Origin of the sequence: Clostridium sp., assembly GCF_017888565.1 — a bacterium.
GTDB lineage: Bacteria > Bacillota > Clostridia > Clostridiales > Clostridiaceae > Clostridium.
This window is the reverse complement of the sequence record NZ_JAGHFX010000097.1, coordinates 47,674-64,220: the sequence shown is the minus strand read 5'-3', so window position 1 is coordinate 64,220 and position 16,547 is coordinate 47,674. Positions and strand designations below refer to the sequence as shown.

At 28.9% G+C, this 16,547-nt stretch carries 18 protein-coding genes; 7 read left to right on the top strand and 11 right to left on the bottom strand.

Annotated elements, in window-relative coordinates; all coding sequences use genetic code 11:
• Positions 1 to 147 precede the first annotated feature (147 nt).
• The 4 genes from J7M87_RS19035 to J7M87_RS19020 all read left to right on the top strand — a co-directional run bounded on the left by J7M87_RS19035 (position 148) and on the right by J7M87_RS19020 (position 3,105).
• Complete coding sequence (locus J7M87_RS19035; protein ID WP_291653610.1) at positions 148 to 1,140, top strand: aspartate-semialdehyde dehydrogenase; 993 nt, start codon at positions 148 to 150, stop codon at positions 1,138 to 1,140.
• The gene (dapA, locus tag J7M87_RS19030) at positions 1,140 to 2,018 is read left to right on the top strand and encodes a 4-hydroxy-tetrahydrodipicolinate synthase (RefSeq protein WP_291653608.1); all 879 of its coding nucleotides are present in this window, start codon (positions 1,140 to 1,142) and stop codon (positions 2,016 to 2,018) included. The genes J7M87_RS19035 and dapA overlap by 1 nt, the downstream gene beginning before the upstream one ends.
• Positions 2,019 to 2,028: 10 nt before the next feature.
• Entirely contained in the window at positions 2,029 to 2,784 is a 756-nt protein-coding gene (gene dapB / locus J7M87_RS19025) for a 4-hydroxy-tetrahydrodipicolinate reductase (RefSeq protein ID WP_291653606.1), read from the top strand.
• A gap of 156 nt (positions 2,785 to 2,940) precedes the next feature.
• Positions 2,941 to 3,105, top strand: coding sequence for a hypothetical protein (locus J7M87_RS19020; protein WP_291653605.1), 165 nt, complete (start codon positions 2,941 to 2,943; stop codon positions 3,103 to 3,105).
• A gap of 36 nt (positions 3,106 to 3,141) precedes the next feature.
• Here J7M87_RS19020 and J7M87_RS19015 read toward each other — a convergent pair whose 3' ends face one another.
• From J7M87_RS19015 to J7M87_RS18985, 7 genes are all read right to left on the bottom strand, one after another.
• A complete protein-coding gene (locus J7M87_RS19015) occupies positions 3,142 to 4,788 on the bottom strand; it encodes a peptide ABC transporter substrate-binding protein (RefSeq protein WP_291653604.1) in 1,647 nt (548 codons plus the stop codon).
• Positions 4,789 to 4,843: 55 nt separating this feature from the next.
• Positions 4,844 to 5,827 carry an ABC transporter ATP-binding protein gene (locus J7M87_RS19010; RefSeq protein WP_291653603.1) on the bottom strand — a complete coding sequence of 328 codons (984 nt, stop codon included), beginning with the start codon at positions 5,825 to 5,827 and terminating at the stop codon, positions 4,844 to 4,846.
• A complete protein-coding gene (locus tag J7M87_RS19005) occupies positions 5,827 to 6,834 on the bottom strand; it encodes an ABC transporter ATP-binding protein (protein ID WP_291653601.1) in 1,008 nt (335 codons plus the stop codon). The genes J7M87_RS19010 and J7M87_RS19005 overlap by 1 nt, the downstream gene beginning before the upstream one ends.
• A 12-nt stretch (positions 6,835 to 6,846) precedes the next feature.
• On the bottom strand, positions 6,847 to 7,806 hold the full coding sequence (locus tag J7M87_RS19000; protein WP_291653599.1) for an ABC transporter permease: 960 nt from the start codon (positions 7,804 to 7,806) through the stop codon (positions 6,847 to 6,849).
• Between the two features lie 14 nt (positions 7,807 to 7,820).
• Complete coding sequence (locus J7M87_RS18995; RefSeq protein ID WP_291653597.1) at positions 7,821 to 8,738, bottom strand: ABC transporter permease; 918 nt, start codon at positions 8,736 to 8,738, stop codon at positions 7,821 to 7,823.
• A gap of 480 nt (positions 8,739 to 9,218) precedes the next feature.
• The gene (locus J7M87_RS18990) at positions 9,219 to 10,373 is read right to left on the bottom strand and encodes an aminotransferase class I/II-fold pyridoxal phosphate-dependent enzyme (RefSeq protein ID WP_291653596.1); all 1,155 of its coding nucleotides are present in this window, start codon (positions 10,371 to 10,373) and stop codon (positions 9,219 to 9,221) included.
• Between the two features lie 298 nt (positions 10,374 to 10,671).
• On the bottom strand, positions 10,672 to 11,208 hold the full coding sequence (locus J7M87_RS18985; protein WP_291653595.1) for a cob(I)yrinic acid a,c-diamide adenosyltransferase: 537 nt from the start codon (positions 11,206 to 11,208) through the stop codon (positions 10,672 to 10,674).
• A 152-nt stretch (positions 11,209 to 11,360) separates the two neighbouring features.
• Here J7M87_RS18985 and dapD point away from each other — a divergent pair, with 152 nt between their 5' ends.
• Positions 11,361 to 12,074, top strand: coding sequence for a 2,3,4,5-tetrahydropyridine-2,6-dicarboxylate N-acetyltransferase (gene dapD / locus J7M87_RS18980; RefSeq protein WP_291653592.1), 714 nt, complete (start codon positions 11,361 to 11,363; stop codon positions 12,072 to 12,074).
• Between the two features lie 50 nt (positions 12,075 to 12,124).
• Here the strand turns inward: dapD and J7M87_RS18975 are convergent, their stop codons facing one another.
• Both J7M87_RS18975 and J7M87_RS18970 read right to left on the bottom strand, forming a co-directional pair.
• Positions 12,125 to 12,790 carry a single-stranded DNA-binding protein gene (locus J7M87_RS18975; protein WP_291653590.1) on the bottom strand — a complete coding sequence of 222 codons (666 nt, stop codon included), beginning with the start codon at positions 12,788 to 12,790 and terminating at the stop codon, positions 12,125 to 12,127.
• Positions 12,791 to 12,901: 111 nt separating this feature from the next.
• Complete coding sequence (locus tag J7M87_RS18970; RefSeq protein ID WP_291653718.1) at positions 12,902 to 13,609, bottom strand: polysaccharide deacetylase family protein; 708 nt, start codon at positions 13,607 to 13,609, stop codon at positions 12,902 to 12,904.
• 173 nt (positions 13,610 to 13,782) lie between these two features.
• Here J7M87_RS18970 and J7M87_RS18965 point away from each other — a divergent pair, with 173 nt between their 5' ends.
• Entirely contained in the window at positions 13,783 to 14,316 is a 534-nt protein-coding gene (locus J7M87_RS18965) for a DUF4364 family protein (RefSeq protein ID WP_291653588.1), read from the top strand.
• On the opposite strand, the gene J7M87_RS18960 is transcribed toward J7M87_RS18965, so the two are convergent.
• Positions 14,313 to 15,209 (bottom strand): YncE family protein, encoded by an 897-nt coding sequence (locus tag J7M87_RS18960; RefSeq protein WP_291653586.1) that lies wholly within the window; start codon positions 15,207 to 15,209, stop codon positions 14,313 to 14,315. The genes J7M87_RS18965 and J7M87_RS18960 overlap by 4 nt on opposite strands.
• 206 nt (positions 15,210 to 15,415) lie before the next feature.
• Between J7M87_RS18960 and J7M87_RS18955 the strand changes: the two genes are divergently transcribed.
• Positions 15,416 to 15,664, top strand: coding sequence for a TIGR03905 family TSCPD domain-containing protein (locus J7M87_RS18955; protein WP_291653584.1), 249 nt, complete (start codon positions 15,416 to 15,418; stop codon positions 15,662 to 15,664).
• Between the two features lie 204 nt (positions 15,665 to 15,868).
• Here the strand turns inward: J7M87_RS18955 and J7M87_RS18950 are convergent, their stop codons facing one another.
• On the bottom strand, positions 15,869 to 16,516 hold the full coding sequence (locus J7M87_RS18950; protein ID WP_291653582.1) for an N-acetylmuramoyl-L-alanine amidase: 648 nt from the start codon (positions 16,514 to 16,516) through the stop codon (positions 15,869 to 15,871).
• Positions 16,517 to 16,547 lie beyond the last annotated feature (31 nt).

The window sequence follows — 16,547 nt, the reverse complement described above, 5'->3', positions numbered from 1 at the left end:
ATATAAAAATCGAATAATATATATGATTTCAATTTTTCTATTTTTCTAAAAAAAATTATATTCATTATTTAATATAATATTAGCTTGAATTATGTAGATTATTATTGAAGCATATATATTCACATTAATAAAAAGGGGGACAAACTTATGTACAATGTTGCAATAGTTGGGGCTACTGGTAACGTAGGTAGAAAGTTTTTAGAAATTTTAGAAGAAAGGAATTTTCCAATAAAAAATCTATATCTTTTTGCTTCAAAAAGATCAGCAGGCTCTAAATTAAAATTTAAAGAAAATGAGATAATTGTAGAAGAAACCTCGGAGGAAAATATTAGAAATAAGAAAATAGATTTTGCTCTATTTTCAGCCGGTGGAGATATAAGCTTAAAATTCTCACCAATTTTTGTATCTTATGGTGCTGTTGTAATTGATAATTCAAGTGCATTTAGAATGGACAAAAATGTTCCTTTAGTAGTTCCTGAAGTTAATCCTGAAGATATAAAGTGGCACAATGGTATTATAGCAAATCCTAATTGCTCTACCATACAAGCCATGCTACCTCTAAAAATTCTATTAGATAATTATGGTATTAAAAGAATTGTATATTCTACATACCAAGCAGTTTCAGGTGCTGGTATGCAAGGTATAGCTGATTTAGAAGAAGGAATTAAAGGGCTTGCACCTAAAAAATTTCCTTATCCAATAGCAGGAAATTGCTTACCTCATATAGATGTTTTCCTAGATAATGGATATACGAAGGAAGAAATAAAAATGATTGAGGAAACAAAAAAAATACTTCATAATAATAATTTAAAAATTACAGCAACTGCAGTTAGAGTACCCGTTCTTAATAGCCATAGTGAAAGTATAAATGTTGAACTTGAAAAACCTTATGAATTAAACGATGTAATTAAATTATTTATCAATGCTAAAGGCCTTACTGTTTATGATAATATATACAAGCTCCAATATCCTACTGCCTTAATGGCATCTGGAAAAGATGATGTTTTTGTTGGTCGTATAAGAAGAGATTTTAGTATAGATAATGGATTAAATCTATGGGTAGTTGCTGACAATATCAGAAAAGGAGCTGCTTTAAATGCAGTTCAAATAGCTGAACTATTAATAAGGAGTGATATGTAATGTCAATTTTTAAAGGCTCTGCTGTTGCAATAGTTACACCTTTTAATGATTCTGGTGTAGATTATGTAAAACTTAAAGAATTAATAGAATGGCATATAAACGAAGGAACAGATGCTATTGTAATTTGTGGTACAACCGGTGAAGCTAGTACAATGACTAATGAAGAGCGAAAAAAGGCTATAAAATTTACTGTTGATGTAGTAAACAAAAGAATCCCTATAATTGCTGGAACAGGTACTAATAATACTAAAGCCTCTGTTGAAATGAGTGAATATGCTCAAAGTGTAGGAGTAGATGCACTTTTAGTTATAACACCTTATTATAATAAAACAAACAATAAGGGACTTTTTAAGCATTTTGAGGCAATAAATAACTCAGTAGATACACCTATAATATTATATAATGTTCCTAGTAGAACTGGAGTAAATATAACACCTATTCAGCTTTTTGAATTATCTAAGCTTAAAAATATAGTTGCAATAAAAGAAGCTAGTGGAAATATAAGTCAAGTTGCACAAATGAAGGCCTTATGCAAAGATACTATAGATATTTACTCTGGAAATGATGATCAAGCAGTTCCTATTATGGCCCTTGGAGGTTTTGGAGTTATTTCTGTATTAGCTAATATAATGCCTAAAGAGGTTCATGATATGGCTCAAGCATTTTTATCTGGTGACACTAAAAAAGCTCTACAAATACAATTAGATACTTTAGATATAGCTAACAAATTATTTATAGAAACTAATCCAATACCTGTAAAAACGGCATTAAATTTAATGGGAAAAGGTGTCGGTATATTTAGGTTACCATTATGCGATATGGATGATAAAAATCTTGAAATACTAAAACATTCTTTAAAAGAATATAATTTGATTTAAGGAGTTCATTATGATAAAAGTTTTATTAAATGGTTCTTGTGGAAAAATGGGAAAAGTAATTATAGAAGCTGCTAAGAACTTTCCTAATATAGATATAGTGGCAGGAATAGACAAATATCCAAATACTCAACCTAATTTTAAGTTATATACTAATATTGATGAAGTTGATGTAAATTATGATGTTTTATTGGACTTTTCTAGACCTGAAGCACTTACTGATATTTTAAAATTATCACTAAAGAAAAATAAACCTGCTATATTATGTTCTACAGGATATACAGATGAAGAATTACTACTTATTTCAGAAAAAAGTAAAGTTATACCTTTATTTAGGTCAGCTAACATGTCATTAGGTATAAACTTATTAAATTCATTGCTAAAGAAAATAGCTCCTACACTATATGAAAATTATGATATTGAAATAATAGAAAAACATCATAATCAAAAGGTAGATTCACCAAGTGGAACTGCACTTTTACTAGCAGATACAATAAAGGATTCTATTCCAAATGAATCAAATTATGTCTATGGAAGAAGCGGGAAAAGTAAAAGAGAAAAAAATGAAATTGGAATTCATGCAATTAGAGGCGGATCAATAGTTGGTGATCATGATATTATATTTGCTGGCTCTGGAGAAATAATCGAATTATCTCATAAGGCAATGTCAAGAGAAGTTTTTGCAGTCGGTGCATTAAAAGCATGTGAATTTATGAGTGGTGTTACTGAGGCTAAATTGTATAATATGGACGATGTATTAGGAATTTAAATTTATAAAGGATAAGATTTTTAAATACTTTTCAATATATAAAGAGATGAAAATTTTAAATACTTTTCATCTCTTTTTCTTTAAGAATCTTTTTCCAGTTTAAAAATCTATTATAGTGTAAAACTATAATATCAATAATTATAAGGAGGTAATATTATGACAAAAGATAGTCAACCTGACAATAAAAAAGCTAGAATGGAAAAATGTAATTATCAAACTCCTATAACTGAAGAAGGACATAATCATAATCCTAATGCAAAGCATAAATCTATAAAAAGAGAAGGCGTTTCAAGTCAACATTTTAATAGAGCAGGCAATTAAAAAGAAGAGTCTTTCGACTCTTCTCTCTTGCTTAGATTATTCTTCACCTTCGATGTATGCTTTATCAAAGAATACATGTCCTAAAGCTGAAACTCTAACACCTTTAACTTCTGGTTTAGCACCTTTTACTTTAGTGTAGTAGTATAATGGGATAATTGGCATTTCTTCCATGATAATGTCTTCTGCTTGTCTCATTAATTCCCATCTCTTAGTTTGATCAGCTTCTACCTTAGCTTGTGCAACTATCTTGTCATATTCTGGGTTTGAATATCCAGCATCGTTGTTTCCTCCGCCAGTTACCCATAAATCTAAGAATGTCATTGGATCAACATAATCTCCAGACCAACCATGTCTAGCAATTTGATATTGTCCTTGTTGTCTTGAGTTTAAGAATACTTTCCATTCTTGATTAGTCAATTCAACTTTTACACCAATCTTAGCCCAATCTTGTTGAACTGCTTGAGCTATTAAACTGTGGTCTCCTTCAGTGTTATACATAAACTCTAATGTTGGAAGACCTTCTCCATTTGGATATCCTGCTTCAGCTAATAATTTCTTAGCTTCTTCTATATTTGCTACATTTGCATCATAATATTCTTTAGTTGCAAATTCTTCACCATTCTCATTTAAAATTCCCTTTGGAACAAAGCTGTATGCTGGAACTTGTTCTGCTTTAGTAACATTTTCAACAATACCTTTTCTATCAATTGCAAGGCTTAATGCTTTTCTAACCTTTGCATTACTTAATGCTTTTTTAACATCTTCTGATAATGTATCTTGTTTACCAACATTTAATACTATCATATAAGTTGCAAGATTTGGATAAATTGTAACTAAGCCTTCATTTTTACCACCTTCAATTTCTGCTGGTGGAACTGTATCAACCATATCGAAATCTCCAGATTTTAATGAAGCATATGCAGTATTTTGATCAGTAACTAGTTTGAATACTACTCCTGGAAGTTTAATTTCACTAGCATTCCAGTAATTTTCATTTTTTTCGAATACTAATTGATCTTTCATATCCCATTGAGTTAATTTGAAAGGTCCATTTGAAATATAAGTTTCTGGTTCAGTTGCCCATCCTTCTGGATTAGCAGAAACTATATCTTCTCTTAATGGGAAATATGTTGTAAATGCTGTAAGTTCTGCAAAGTATGCTGTAGGTGCTTCTAAAGTAACTTTTAATGTATGGTCATCTACAACTTCAATACCTAACTCTTCTCTAGTAGCTTTTCCTTCATAGAAGTTTTCAGCATTTTTTATATAAAATAATTGGTAAGCATATTCAGATGCTGTTTCCTTAGTTAAAGCTCTAACCCATGAATATTCAAAATCTTTAGCTGTAACTGGTTCTCCATCTGACCATTTAGCATCTTCTCTTAATGTAAATGTATAAACTAACTTATCATCAGATACATCCATTTTTTCAGCTACACCTGGCGTAGCTTTTTCATTTTCATCAAGTCTCATTAATCCTTCAAAAGCATTTTCAATAATTGATCCTGCTCCTGATGAAGTATTTAACGTAGGATCGATTGTTTCTGGATCCTCTCCTAAATTATAAATTAATTTTCTTCCGCCATCTGCTGAATCACTATTTCCACAACCTGCGAAAACAGACATTCCAAGCGTAAGTGTTAGCGCAACTGCGCAAATCTTTCGAAGCTTATTGCTCTTCATTGTTAGTCCCCCTTAATATATAAATTTATACTAATTGCATTAATGCAATAAATATCTAATCGTTGAATAAATGACATGCTACAAAGTGATCTGGTTCAACTTCCTTAAGTTCTGGATCAACTTCTCCGCAAATTGGTTTAGCATATTTGCATCTACCTTTAAATCTACATCCTGGTGGTGGATCTATTGGTGATGGAATATCGCCTTCTAAAACAATTCTTTGATTTGATTTAGCTTCCTTAGGATCTGGAATTGGCACTGCAGAAAGTAATGCTTGTGTATATGGATGTTTAGGTTTTAAATAAACATCATCTGCCGGTCCCTTTTCAACCATTTTTCCTAAATACATAACTCCTATGTGAGTTGAAAGATGCTTAACCATTGATAAGTCATGAGCTATAAATAAATATGTTAAACCAAATTCCTCTTGAAGCTCTTCTAACATATTAATAACCTGAGCTTGAATTGATACATCAAGTGCTGATATAGGCTCATCACATACTATAAAATCTGGTTGTACTGCAAGTGCTCTTGCAATACCTATTCTTTGTCTTTGCCCACCTGAAAATTCATGAGCATATCTATTTATATGGCTTCCATTTAACCCAACCCTGTCTAAAAGATATCTTATTCTCTTAGTTCTTTCTTCGCCTTTATATAATCCATGAATATCTATAGCCTCACCTATAATATCACCTACAGTCATTCTTGGATTTAATGAAGCATATGGATCTTGGAAGATCATTTGCATATTCTTTCTTAAAGAAACCATTTTCTTTTCACTAAAATTAGTTATATCTTCACCATTAAAAATTATTTGTCCAGAAGTTGGCTCATATAATTTTAATATAGTTCTTCCAGTTGTAGTTTTACCACAACCTGATTCACCAACTAATCCTAATGTTTCTCCTCTTTTTATACTAAAAGAAACATTATCAACTGCTTTTACAAAGCTCTTCTTAGCAAACATTCCTTTATTCACAGGGAAGTATTTACAAAGGTTTTTAACCTCTAAAATAACATCATTCTTCTTTTCCATTATTCTTCCCTCCTTATTGGTGACTCAACCTTTGGTGCATTTTCATGACATAACCAGCACGCTGCTCTATGTCCTTCTGATATTTCAAATAACGGCGGTTGTTTTTCTATACAAACCTTCATTGTATATTTGCATCTTGCTGCAAATGGACATCCTACTGGTGGTTTTAAAAGATCTGGTGGTTGTCCTTCAATTGGTGTTAACTTTTCTTTAATCTCACTCTTTGGATTAGGAACACTATTTAATAGGCCCCATGTATATGGATGTTTTCCATTATAGAATATATCTTCATCAGATCCTTCTTCTACTACTAATCCACCATACATAACATTTATTCTTGTACAAAGGTCAGCTACTACTCCTAAATCATGTGTAATTAATATAATTGAACTATTAACTTTTTCTTTTAAATCCTTCATTAAATCTAAAATTTGTGCTTGAATTGTTACATCTAAAGCAGTTGTTGGTTCATCTGCTATTATAAGCTTAGGTTCACAAATAAGACTCATAGCTATCATAACTCTTTGTCTCATTCCACCTGAAAATTCATGTGGATATTGTTTAAGTCTCTTTTCGGGACTTGGAATTCCTACCATATCAAGCATCTTTATTGCTAAATCGTTTGCTTCTTTTTTTGAAACATTTTTATGTTTTATTAAATGCTCAGTTAATTGTTGTCCTACTGTAAATAAAGGATTTAATGAAGTCATAGGATCTTGGAAGATCATTGCCATTTCATTTCCTCTTATTTTTTGCATTTCTTTTTCAGTAGGATTCGTTATGTCTTTGCCATCAAACATAATGTTATCTGACTCTATAATTGCATTATCAGCTAATAATCTCATTAAAGACATCATAGTTACTGATTTTCCACACCCAGATTCTCCAACAATTCCTAATGCTTCTCCTTTATCTAAGTGTAAGGATACTCCTCTTACTGCTTGTACATCACCTATATGTGTTCTAAAGGAGGTTTTTAAATTTTTAACTTCTAATAATCTACTCATCTGTAATTCCTCCTATCTCTTATTCTTTGGATCTAAAGCTTCTGTTAATCCGTCACCAAATAAGTTAAATGCTAAAATAATTATACAAATAGCTCCTGCTGGGAATAATAATTGATATGCAGCAGTACTTAATAACCCACTAGCATCATTTGCTAAAGTTCCTAAAGATGCAAGTGGTGCGTTTATACCTAAACCTATAAAGCTTAAGAATGCTTCTGTAAAGATTGCTTGCGGTACGAATAAAGTTAATGTTACTAATATAGATCCTAAACAGTTAGGAATTAAGTGTCTAAATAAAATTCTTGTTTTTGAAGCTCCAAGAGCTTTTGCTGCAAGAACGAATTCTTGTTGTTTTAATGAAAGGATATCTCCTCTTACTATTCTTGCCATACCAACCCAATAAGAAATTGCCATTGCTAATATAATAGTAGTTAATCCTGTTGATCCTTCCTTTTTAAATGTAGCCATTAAGATTATTACATATATTTGTGTAGGAATAGAATATAATACATCTACTATTCTCATCATTATATTATCTACTTTACCACCGAAGAAACCTGCTATTCCTCCATATAATACACCTATAACTAAGTTTATAGCTGCTGCTGAAATAGCAATTATAAGAGAGTATCTAGATCCATACATAACTCTTACAAATAAATCTCTACCAAGGTTATCTGTACCAAACCAGTGTTGTGCACTTGGTCTTAAATCTGTTGCACTTAAATTTGTATCATAATAAGTATATCCCATTACTTTTTGCATTATTACTGGCCCTAAGAATGCAAATAATACTACTATTATAATCATAATTAATGAAAATAATGCCACTTTATTATTTTTTAATCTTCTCCAAGCATCTGCCCAATATCCAACGCTTGGTCTTACTATTTGTTCAAAATTCTTTTCCTCTTCACTTAAAGGAGTAAATAATTCTTTGTCTATATCTAAATTCATTTTTAAATCTTCCATGTCTTTACCCCCTCTTATGCCTCTAACTTAATTCTTGGATCTATTAATACATATACTATATCTACTAATAAGTTACATATAACTATTAGAGTACAATAGAATGCTGTAACCCCTAACAATGATGTGTAATCTCTATTAGTTATAGATAATGTGAATTCATTTCCAAGACCTGGTATTGCGAATATTTTTTCAACTACAAATGATCCTGTTAATACACTTGCTACTAATGGTCCTAAATATGTAACAACAGGTATTAATGAATTTCTTAATGCATGTTTAAATATAATTGTTTTTCCACTTAACCCTTTAGCCTTTGCAGTTCTTATATAATCTGACTTTAATACTTCTATTAATTTACTTCTTGTTAATCTTGTTATAAATGCCATAGAACTTCCTGAAAGGGCTAGAACTGGCATGATATAATTGCTTGGCTTACTTATTCCAGTTGCCGGTAATAATTTCAACTTAACTGTAAATATATAAATCAAAAATGTTCCCATAACAAAGCTTGGTATTGTTATCCCTAATGTAGCTAGTACCATACAAACTCTATCCGGCCACTTGTCCGCTTTTAAAGCAGCTATTATTCCAAGTAAAACTCCAGCTACAACTGAGAATGCTATTGATGCCATACCAACTTTCGCTGAGTTTGGAAAACTCTTCTTTATTGTTGTTAAAACTTCTCTTCCTTTATACTTCATTGATTTACCGAAGTCACCTTTTAAAAGATTCTTCATATAAATCGTATATTGTTCTCCAACTGGTTTGTCCAACCCATATTTTTCGTTTAGTTGGGCTTTCATATCCGGTGTTATTTTTTCTCCATCAAATGGACCACCCGGCATCATTCTTACTAGAAAGAATACTATAGTTACAACTGCCCAAACAGTAACTATACTAGTTAAAAGCCTCTTTCCTATATACTTTACCATTTGTTTTCAACCCCCATTCATGATTCTACGCACATTCCATTTTGTAGATATTAATAATTATATTATATTATTGAAATTTGTCAATTAACATTTTAATTTTACATATAGTATTTTAATAATATATCAAAATACTTAAAGTTTTTTTCAAAATTCGCAAAAGATTACCCCCCACCATTGGTAAACGCTTACATTTGCATTTTCTCTTGTTTTATGCAAGTATAATTATTAATCCTTCATTTTTCTAATTATTATTAATCTATATTTTTTTTAATATAATATATTTATTCAATCTTTTTATCATACGGACATTTATTGAAATATGTTCGTTTACCATGAACAAAATTTATGCACTTTATTAAACAAAATTTATGCACTTTATTGAACTATTATATAACAAAGTAAGAATATTTATTCAAAATTAAAAGCTGATTAATATAATATTTATAAATTATACTAATCAGCTTTTACTAACTTCTAGATCTATAAAAATTCCTTCTTTAATATATAGTTATTAATATACTTCTCCAAAGAGTTTAACGCAATCTCTAATTCTTCAATAGAATAGCAATATGATATTCTAATATATCCTTCTCCACCACTACCAAAATCACTTCCAGGAACACATGCAACCTTTTCTTCTTTTAATAGATTCTCACAAAATTCTTCTGAACTGATATTAAATTGCTTTATAGATGGAAATATATAAAAAGCTCCACTAGGTGAGAAATATTCTAATCCCATATCAGTCAATCTATTCTCCACATAAATTTTCCGCTTTATAAATTCCTCTTTCATTTTTTCTACATTATGCAACCCATACCTTAATCCTTCTAAAACACCATACTGGCCAATTGAATTAGTACAAGATACATTATACTGGTGAACTTTTGCTATTTCTTTTAAATATTTCTCAGCTGCAGCAATAAACCCTATTCTAACACCAGTTATAGAGAACATTTTTGAAAATCCTCCTATATAAATGATATTCTCTTTTATTTCATTACACATCGCCACACTATAATAATTGTCATAGCAAAAAGCTTCATATATCTCATCAGTAACAACAGTTAGGTTGTATCTTTTTATTAAACCTATTAATTTATAATATTCATTTTTCTTAAGAACTGCCCCTGTAGGATTACATGGATATGATAATACTAGATACTTTATATCTTCCTTTTTTAATAACTCATTTAACTCGTTAAAATTTATGGAGAAATCATCATTTAAATTATAGCTAATAAATTCGCCCCCTAAAATATTAACTATATTTTCATAAGCTGGATAACTTGGATTAGGAATAAGCACCTTATCATTTCTATTTATTAATGAAGAAATAGATGAATATAAAGCTTCACTTCCTCCAACTGTAACACATATTTCTTCCACTGAATAATTAATACCTTTTCTATTTAAATAAGTAGAAATTTCTTTTCTTAATTCTAAAAGCCCAAAATTATCGGTATAAACCGTTTTATCTTCTTCAATAGCTTTTATCATACCCTCTTTTATTTCCTTTGGTGTTTTAAAATCTGGTTGACCTAAAGTTAATGAAATTGCTCCATCTACTTTTTTTACTTTATTGAAAAATCTTCTTATGCCTGATATTTTAACATTATTCAAATTTTCATTCATTTTAACAGTCCCCATTTTCTAATTGATGATTAATAATTGTTATATGGCGTTGGAAGAACTACTAGGTCTTAGTATTGCTTAATTGTTTGAGAGCAGCGAGTTAACCAAAACTTTTAGCATAGTAATTTTCCCTAATTATTTATAGGAACATCTACTTCAGACAAGCTTCAGTAGATGTGCTTTCATACTAAGATCAGTTGTAACTCCGTTCAACTTCACTAAGTATTCAACGCCTGCGTAGCTATTTAACTTATGAAATATATCTCGTTATCGTAGCCTTTATATTCACAATTTATAACTAATATTCAATTCCTTTTCTTGCTTCAACACCATCTTCAAAATAATGTTTAATACACTTCATTTCTGTAACTAAATCACTCTTTTTCAAAATTTCTTCTGGTATATCTCTTCCTGTAAGTATAAGTTCCATAGTTTTAGGTTTATTATCAATAATATATACAACCTCATCTACTGTTAGGAACTTATTATATAAAACTCCCATTATTTCATCTATTATTAAAACATCACATTTATTTTCTTTTATTGTATTCAAAATAAATTTATAGCCTTCTCTTATTTCAAGCTTCAATTCTTCTTTCTCGACCTCGTTTAAATTCCAAACAAAGTCTCTTGGTTTTTCAAATCTAAATAATTTAAAGTTATCACCAAGTTCATCAATTGTTTTTAGCTCACCAGTTGGGCCTCCTTTTAAAAATTGAAGCATATATATCCTTAACCCATTTCCATAAGCTCTCATACCTTGACCTATGGCTGCAGTAGTTTTCCCTTTACCATTTCCTGTATAAACTTGGACTAGTCCTTTATTTAATTTCATACTATCAACTCCTTTTTTAAATTGTACATTATGTACAACTATATTGTAAACTAAATATATTTTAACATATTTTTACTTCTTTCCTATTGATATACATTAAATATATTGATATAATTTCTTCATTCTAACCTTATAGTATAGGAGGGTATAATATGAACTATAATGAGTTAATAGATCCTTATGAAATTGCAAAATTCATAAAGGATACACAAAAAACAACACCAGTGAAAGCATATATTAACGGAGATTTAGGTAATGCCGATTTAAAAGATCTAGAATGGTATGGTAATAATAACTTTTATATACTTTTTGGAGAATCTAATATAATTAATGAATTTATAAAAGAAAATAAACACCTTATAAATCATTATAGATTTGAAAATGATAGAAGAAACTCAGCTATTCCTATGCTAAACCTTTTAAATATTGATGCAAGAATAGAACCTGGTGCAATAATAAGAGATAAGGTGAAAATCGATAAAAATGCTGTTATTATGATGGGCGCTGTAATTAATATAGGAGCTGAAATAGGAGAATTCACTATGGTAGATATGAATGCAGTAGTTGGTGCTAGAGGAAAATTAGGTAAAAGAGTACATCTAGGAGCTGGCGCCGTAGTTGCAGGAGTTTTAGAACCTCCAAGCAAATCTCCTTGTGAGATTGGAGATGATGTTTTAATAGGTGCTAATTCTGTTATATTAGAAGGCGTAAAAATAGGTAATGGTTCTGTTGTTGCAGCTGGATCGGTAGTAGTTAAAGATGTACCTTCTGGTGTTGTAGTTGCTGGTAGCCCAGCTAAAATAATTAAAATAGTTGATGATCAGACAAGAGATAAGACAAAACTTTTGGATGATCTTAGAAAATAGCTCCTACATAATAAAAGGTGAAAAGCAAAGCTTTTCACCTTTATTTTATATTACATAACTTCTTGCTCATTACCTTCATGTTCTGATTCTAAATGATCATTTTGAACTTTTTCCATTTTTGATACTGATACTTCATAAGCAATTTTTTTAATTACATCAGTATCATTAACTTTCTTTTGATATTCTCTACTTTGTAGTCTTCCCCAAACTCTAATATTGTCTCCAACTTCTAGAGTTTGACAAAATCTTGAATTTCTTCCCCAAGCAATTGTAGGAATATAATCCGATTTATTATATGCCCTATTTACAGCTAATAATACATCAGCTATCTCTCTTCCAAATGGAGTTGTTCTATAAACAGGTTCCTTACATATATATCCATCTAAGAAAATTTCATTTGGATTTTTACTTCTTTCAATACAAGGTTCTATATTTCTAGCAAATACAGTTAAAATAAGTTTATTTGATCCATCAACAAACTTATTATATGATCTTAATTGTCCGTCTACTATTATTTCCTTATCAATTGATAAATCCATATTAGCTATTAATCTTTCTGATACTGTTATGTTTAAAATGTCAACTGAATCACTAAGTCTCATTACCTCCATTGAAAATGTATAAAACCCTTCCCCATACATTTCATGGCTAAATTCTAGTTCTGATATTACTTTTCCCTCTAAATAAATCTTGTTATTTAACATCAAGTTGTCCATCTCTAACCCCTCTCTCCCTTAGTAATAAATTTAATTAGTTATACTTTTTAACCCCACTGGATATATTTCCATTATAATACATTATATCATCATTTTTCAATATTTTTTAATTTATTTTTTTATTTGCTCACCTTTATCATCAATATAATAATTATCTTCATATATCATTTGCCCTACTTTAGCAAAGCTATATCCATCTTCACTTAGTTTTTTTATCATTCTATCTAGATTTCCTGGTGTATATTTTGCATTATTATGAAAAAGTAAAATAGATCCTGAAGTTACTCTTTTCATAACTCTATTATACTCTTCATCCGCACTAACTTGTTTCCAGTCAACTGAGTCTACATCCCATTGAATACATTTATATCCTTGACTACTTACAAAATCCAAAGATTTTTTACTATAATCCCCACTTGGAAATCTAAATAAATTAGGTTTAACTCCTATAGTTTCTTCTATAATTTTATCTGTTTTATCTAGTTCTTCTTTCATCCTAGTTTCATCTATCTTGGTAAACATAGGATGAATATAACTATGGTTTCCTATCTCATGACCTCCCTCCTTTATCTTCACAAGCTTCTCTCTATTTTCTTCACTATAATTTACCCAACCTCCCATTATAAAAAAGGTTGCCTTTACATTATATTTATCTAGTACCTCTAATATGTTATAAATTTCATCTTTTTCAGCCCAATTTATATCAAAAGTTAATGCTATAACCTTTTCATCTTTATTAACTCTATAAATGGGCTTATCATTAGATGCTTCTAAAGACACCTCCTTAAAGTCCTCTTTAAATAAAATAGACAAAACCATTGAGCATGATAATAATAATAAACTTACTACTACTCTATATCTCCTTTTCACAAAAAACTCCTTAAATTGCTATCATTTATTTATATTCTAAAAAATATTATTAATGACTATAATAACAACTTAGTAAAATTTATGATATAATTAATTTATACTTTCTAAAATGGAGGTTTAATATGTACGAAAACTCGGCAGAATTAGCAGAAAACAAATTATTAGTTTTATATGTAATGGAATCTTTAAAGTCTCCCATTACTAATACTCAACTTACTGAAATTATATTAGAAAATAACTTTATAAATTATTTCACTCTTCAACAATATATTAGTGAGCTTGTTTCATCAGAATTTTTAAGATATGACATTGTAAATGATAAAAACTTGATTTATATAACTGAAAAGGGATCAAATGTTCTTTCTTTCTTTTCTGATAGAATTTCTACTATGAAAAAGAAGATAATCGATGACTATCTTCTTTCCATGATTGACTCTATAAAAAAGGAGTTAACTATTCATAGTGATTATACATTAGGTAAAGATAATGCTTTTATAGTCGATTTACAAGCATTAGAAAATGAAAATCTTTTAATTTCTTTAAAGGTATCTGTTCCTTCTAAAAAACAAGCATTATCCTTATGCAACAGATGGAAAAGTGACCCTTCTGATATTTATACTAAAATAATGAACTCTTTATTTAGTGATGATAATTAATACAAAGTCATAGCATTAGGTTCCTTCCCTACTGTTATGACTTTTATTTTATTTTCATTTAAGTTAATACATATAACTCTTCCATTTAAATAATCTGATACAAAAGCTATTTTACCAAATTTAATTATTGATTTAGGCATACCACCTAAGCTCATTTTTCTCCATTTATCATAATTGCTTTTTTCTATTATAGTAAGAGTTCCATCACCAAAATTACAAATATATATATTTTCCTCATCTTCTAAAATATCTACAGGTGATTTCCCAACCTTTATTCTATATAAAGACTCAAATGTCTTTATATTAAATACCTCTATATATCCATCTTTATCGTCACCCATATAGCTTTCGCATACATATAATAATTTTTTATCATTAGATACTTTAACTCTTGTTGGATATTCTAATGTACTTAACTCCTTTATAACCTTATTTGTAGTCACATCTATAATAGACACGTTATTACTTTGAAAATTTGATACAAATAATAAATTAAGACTTCTACATAACTCTATATTATGAGGCCAATTATTAACTGCTATATCTAGTGCTATCCTTTTTTCTTTTATATCATAAATAACAACTGAATTTGATTCAGAACATGCAATATATAAATAGTTTTTTTCAATAGCTAAGTCATTTGGATGAGCTCCTACGTAAATACTATTCTCCTCTTTAAATGTATTCATATTTATTAAAGATATTGAATTACTATAACTATTTGCAGTATACGCTATATTGTCATTTAAGTAAACGCTACTAGGTCCTAAAGGCTTGTCTATCTTTCTTAAAAATATTTCTTCAGTTACTAATTCTTCTTTACCAAAATCCTTATCTATAGATACTTTACTTATAGAATCACTACCTGTATTACATACAATTAAAGAGTTCATATAGCACCTTCCTTTCTAGAAATTAAATATAAATTAAGATATTTTATAATAATTTCTATAAATACTATGTACATTTACAATATATGATTTATTTAGTTAAACGGGACAACTTTTTATCTTTTATTTCAAATTTCCACATTTTCTCTTCATTTCTACTTAATATAGATATATAATACTACTTGTACAATATTTAGGAGGGATATAAAATGTTTGTTTATAAGACTAATGGGGTTTGTTCTACAGAGATACATTTAGATGTAGAGAATAATATTATTAGAAATGTTGAATTTGTTAGAGGATGCGCTGGTAACCTTATGGGTCTATCAGTTCTATTAAAAGGCATGAACATCGATGAAGCCATTGATAAATTAAAAGGAATTGATTGTAAAGGTAAAGGTACATCTTGTCCAGATCAATTATCTAAAGCATTAGAAGAATATAAAAAAACTGCATAATCATGGGTTGCATCAAAATAAATTTTGATATCAGCAGATAAAAAGGGAATTTCTAATTTGAATTTCTCTTTTTTCTCATATATAAATAATAGATAAAAATTTTATTCGAGTTTAAAAACGTCTTTAAGTAAGTAAAATCAATGGTTTAAAAGAGGTTAACTTTTTTAAATCTATAAATCTTACTTAAAATTCAATAATTTTATATTAAATAGATTTCTGAGACTGCGCATTATTATAATTTTTAATTAAACTTATTACTTGATTTCTAATATCTTCAATCGAAAAGTTTTCTCCTGGACAAAGAGTGCTATAAACATCTTTATGGCCTATTATTTTATATATATCATATTTTAATGATATATATAATGATAATTTATATAAACTTTCTAATTGTTCGTCTCTTGGATATTCATCTTCAAAGTTTCCTTCCAAACAAATTCCAATTGAATTGTTATTTTCACCCTTTGTATGAGCACCTTCTGCATTTTCTGGTCTTCCAGAATATATACTTCCATCTTTTCTTATATAATAATGATATCCTATTCCTATCCAACCTTTAGATTTATGATATTCATTTATCCCTTCAGGACTCCATTCTTTTCTTGCAGAATGATGATATATTATCTTATTTGGATTATTATTTAATTCTAAATCTTCTTTCCATTTATAGTCTAAATCTATAACATTTAAATCTTTTTCTAATAAGTTAAGATCATTATAACTAATATTTATATTATAAAAAGTTCTATAACTTATCTTAAAATAGCTTCTTAAATTTTCTTTACATAATACTAATATAACCAAAAGACTAATTGGGATAATTACTAATAATAAAACTTTATTTAATTTCAAATTCGTCACCTTTATAATATTATATTATTTA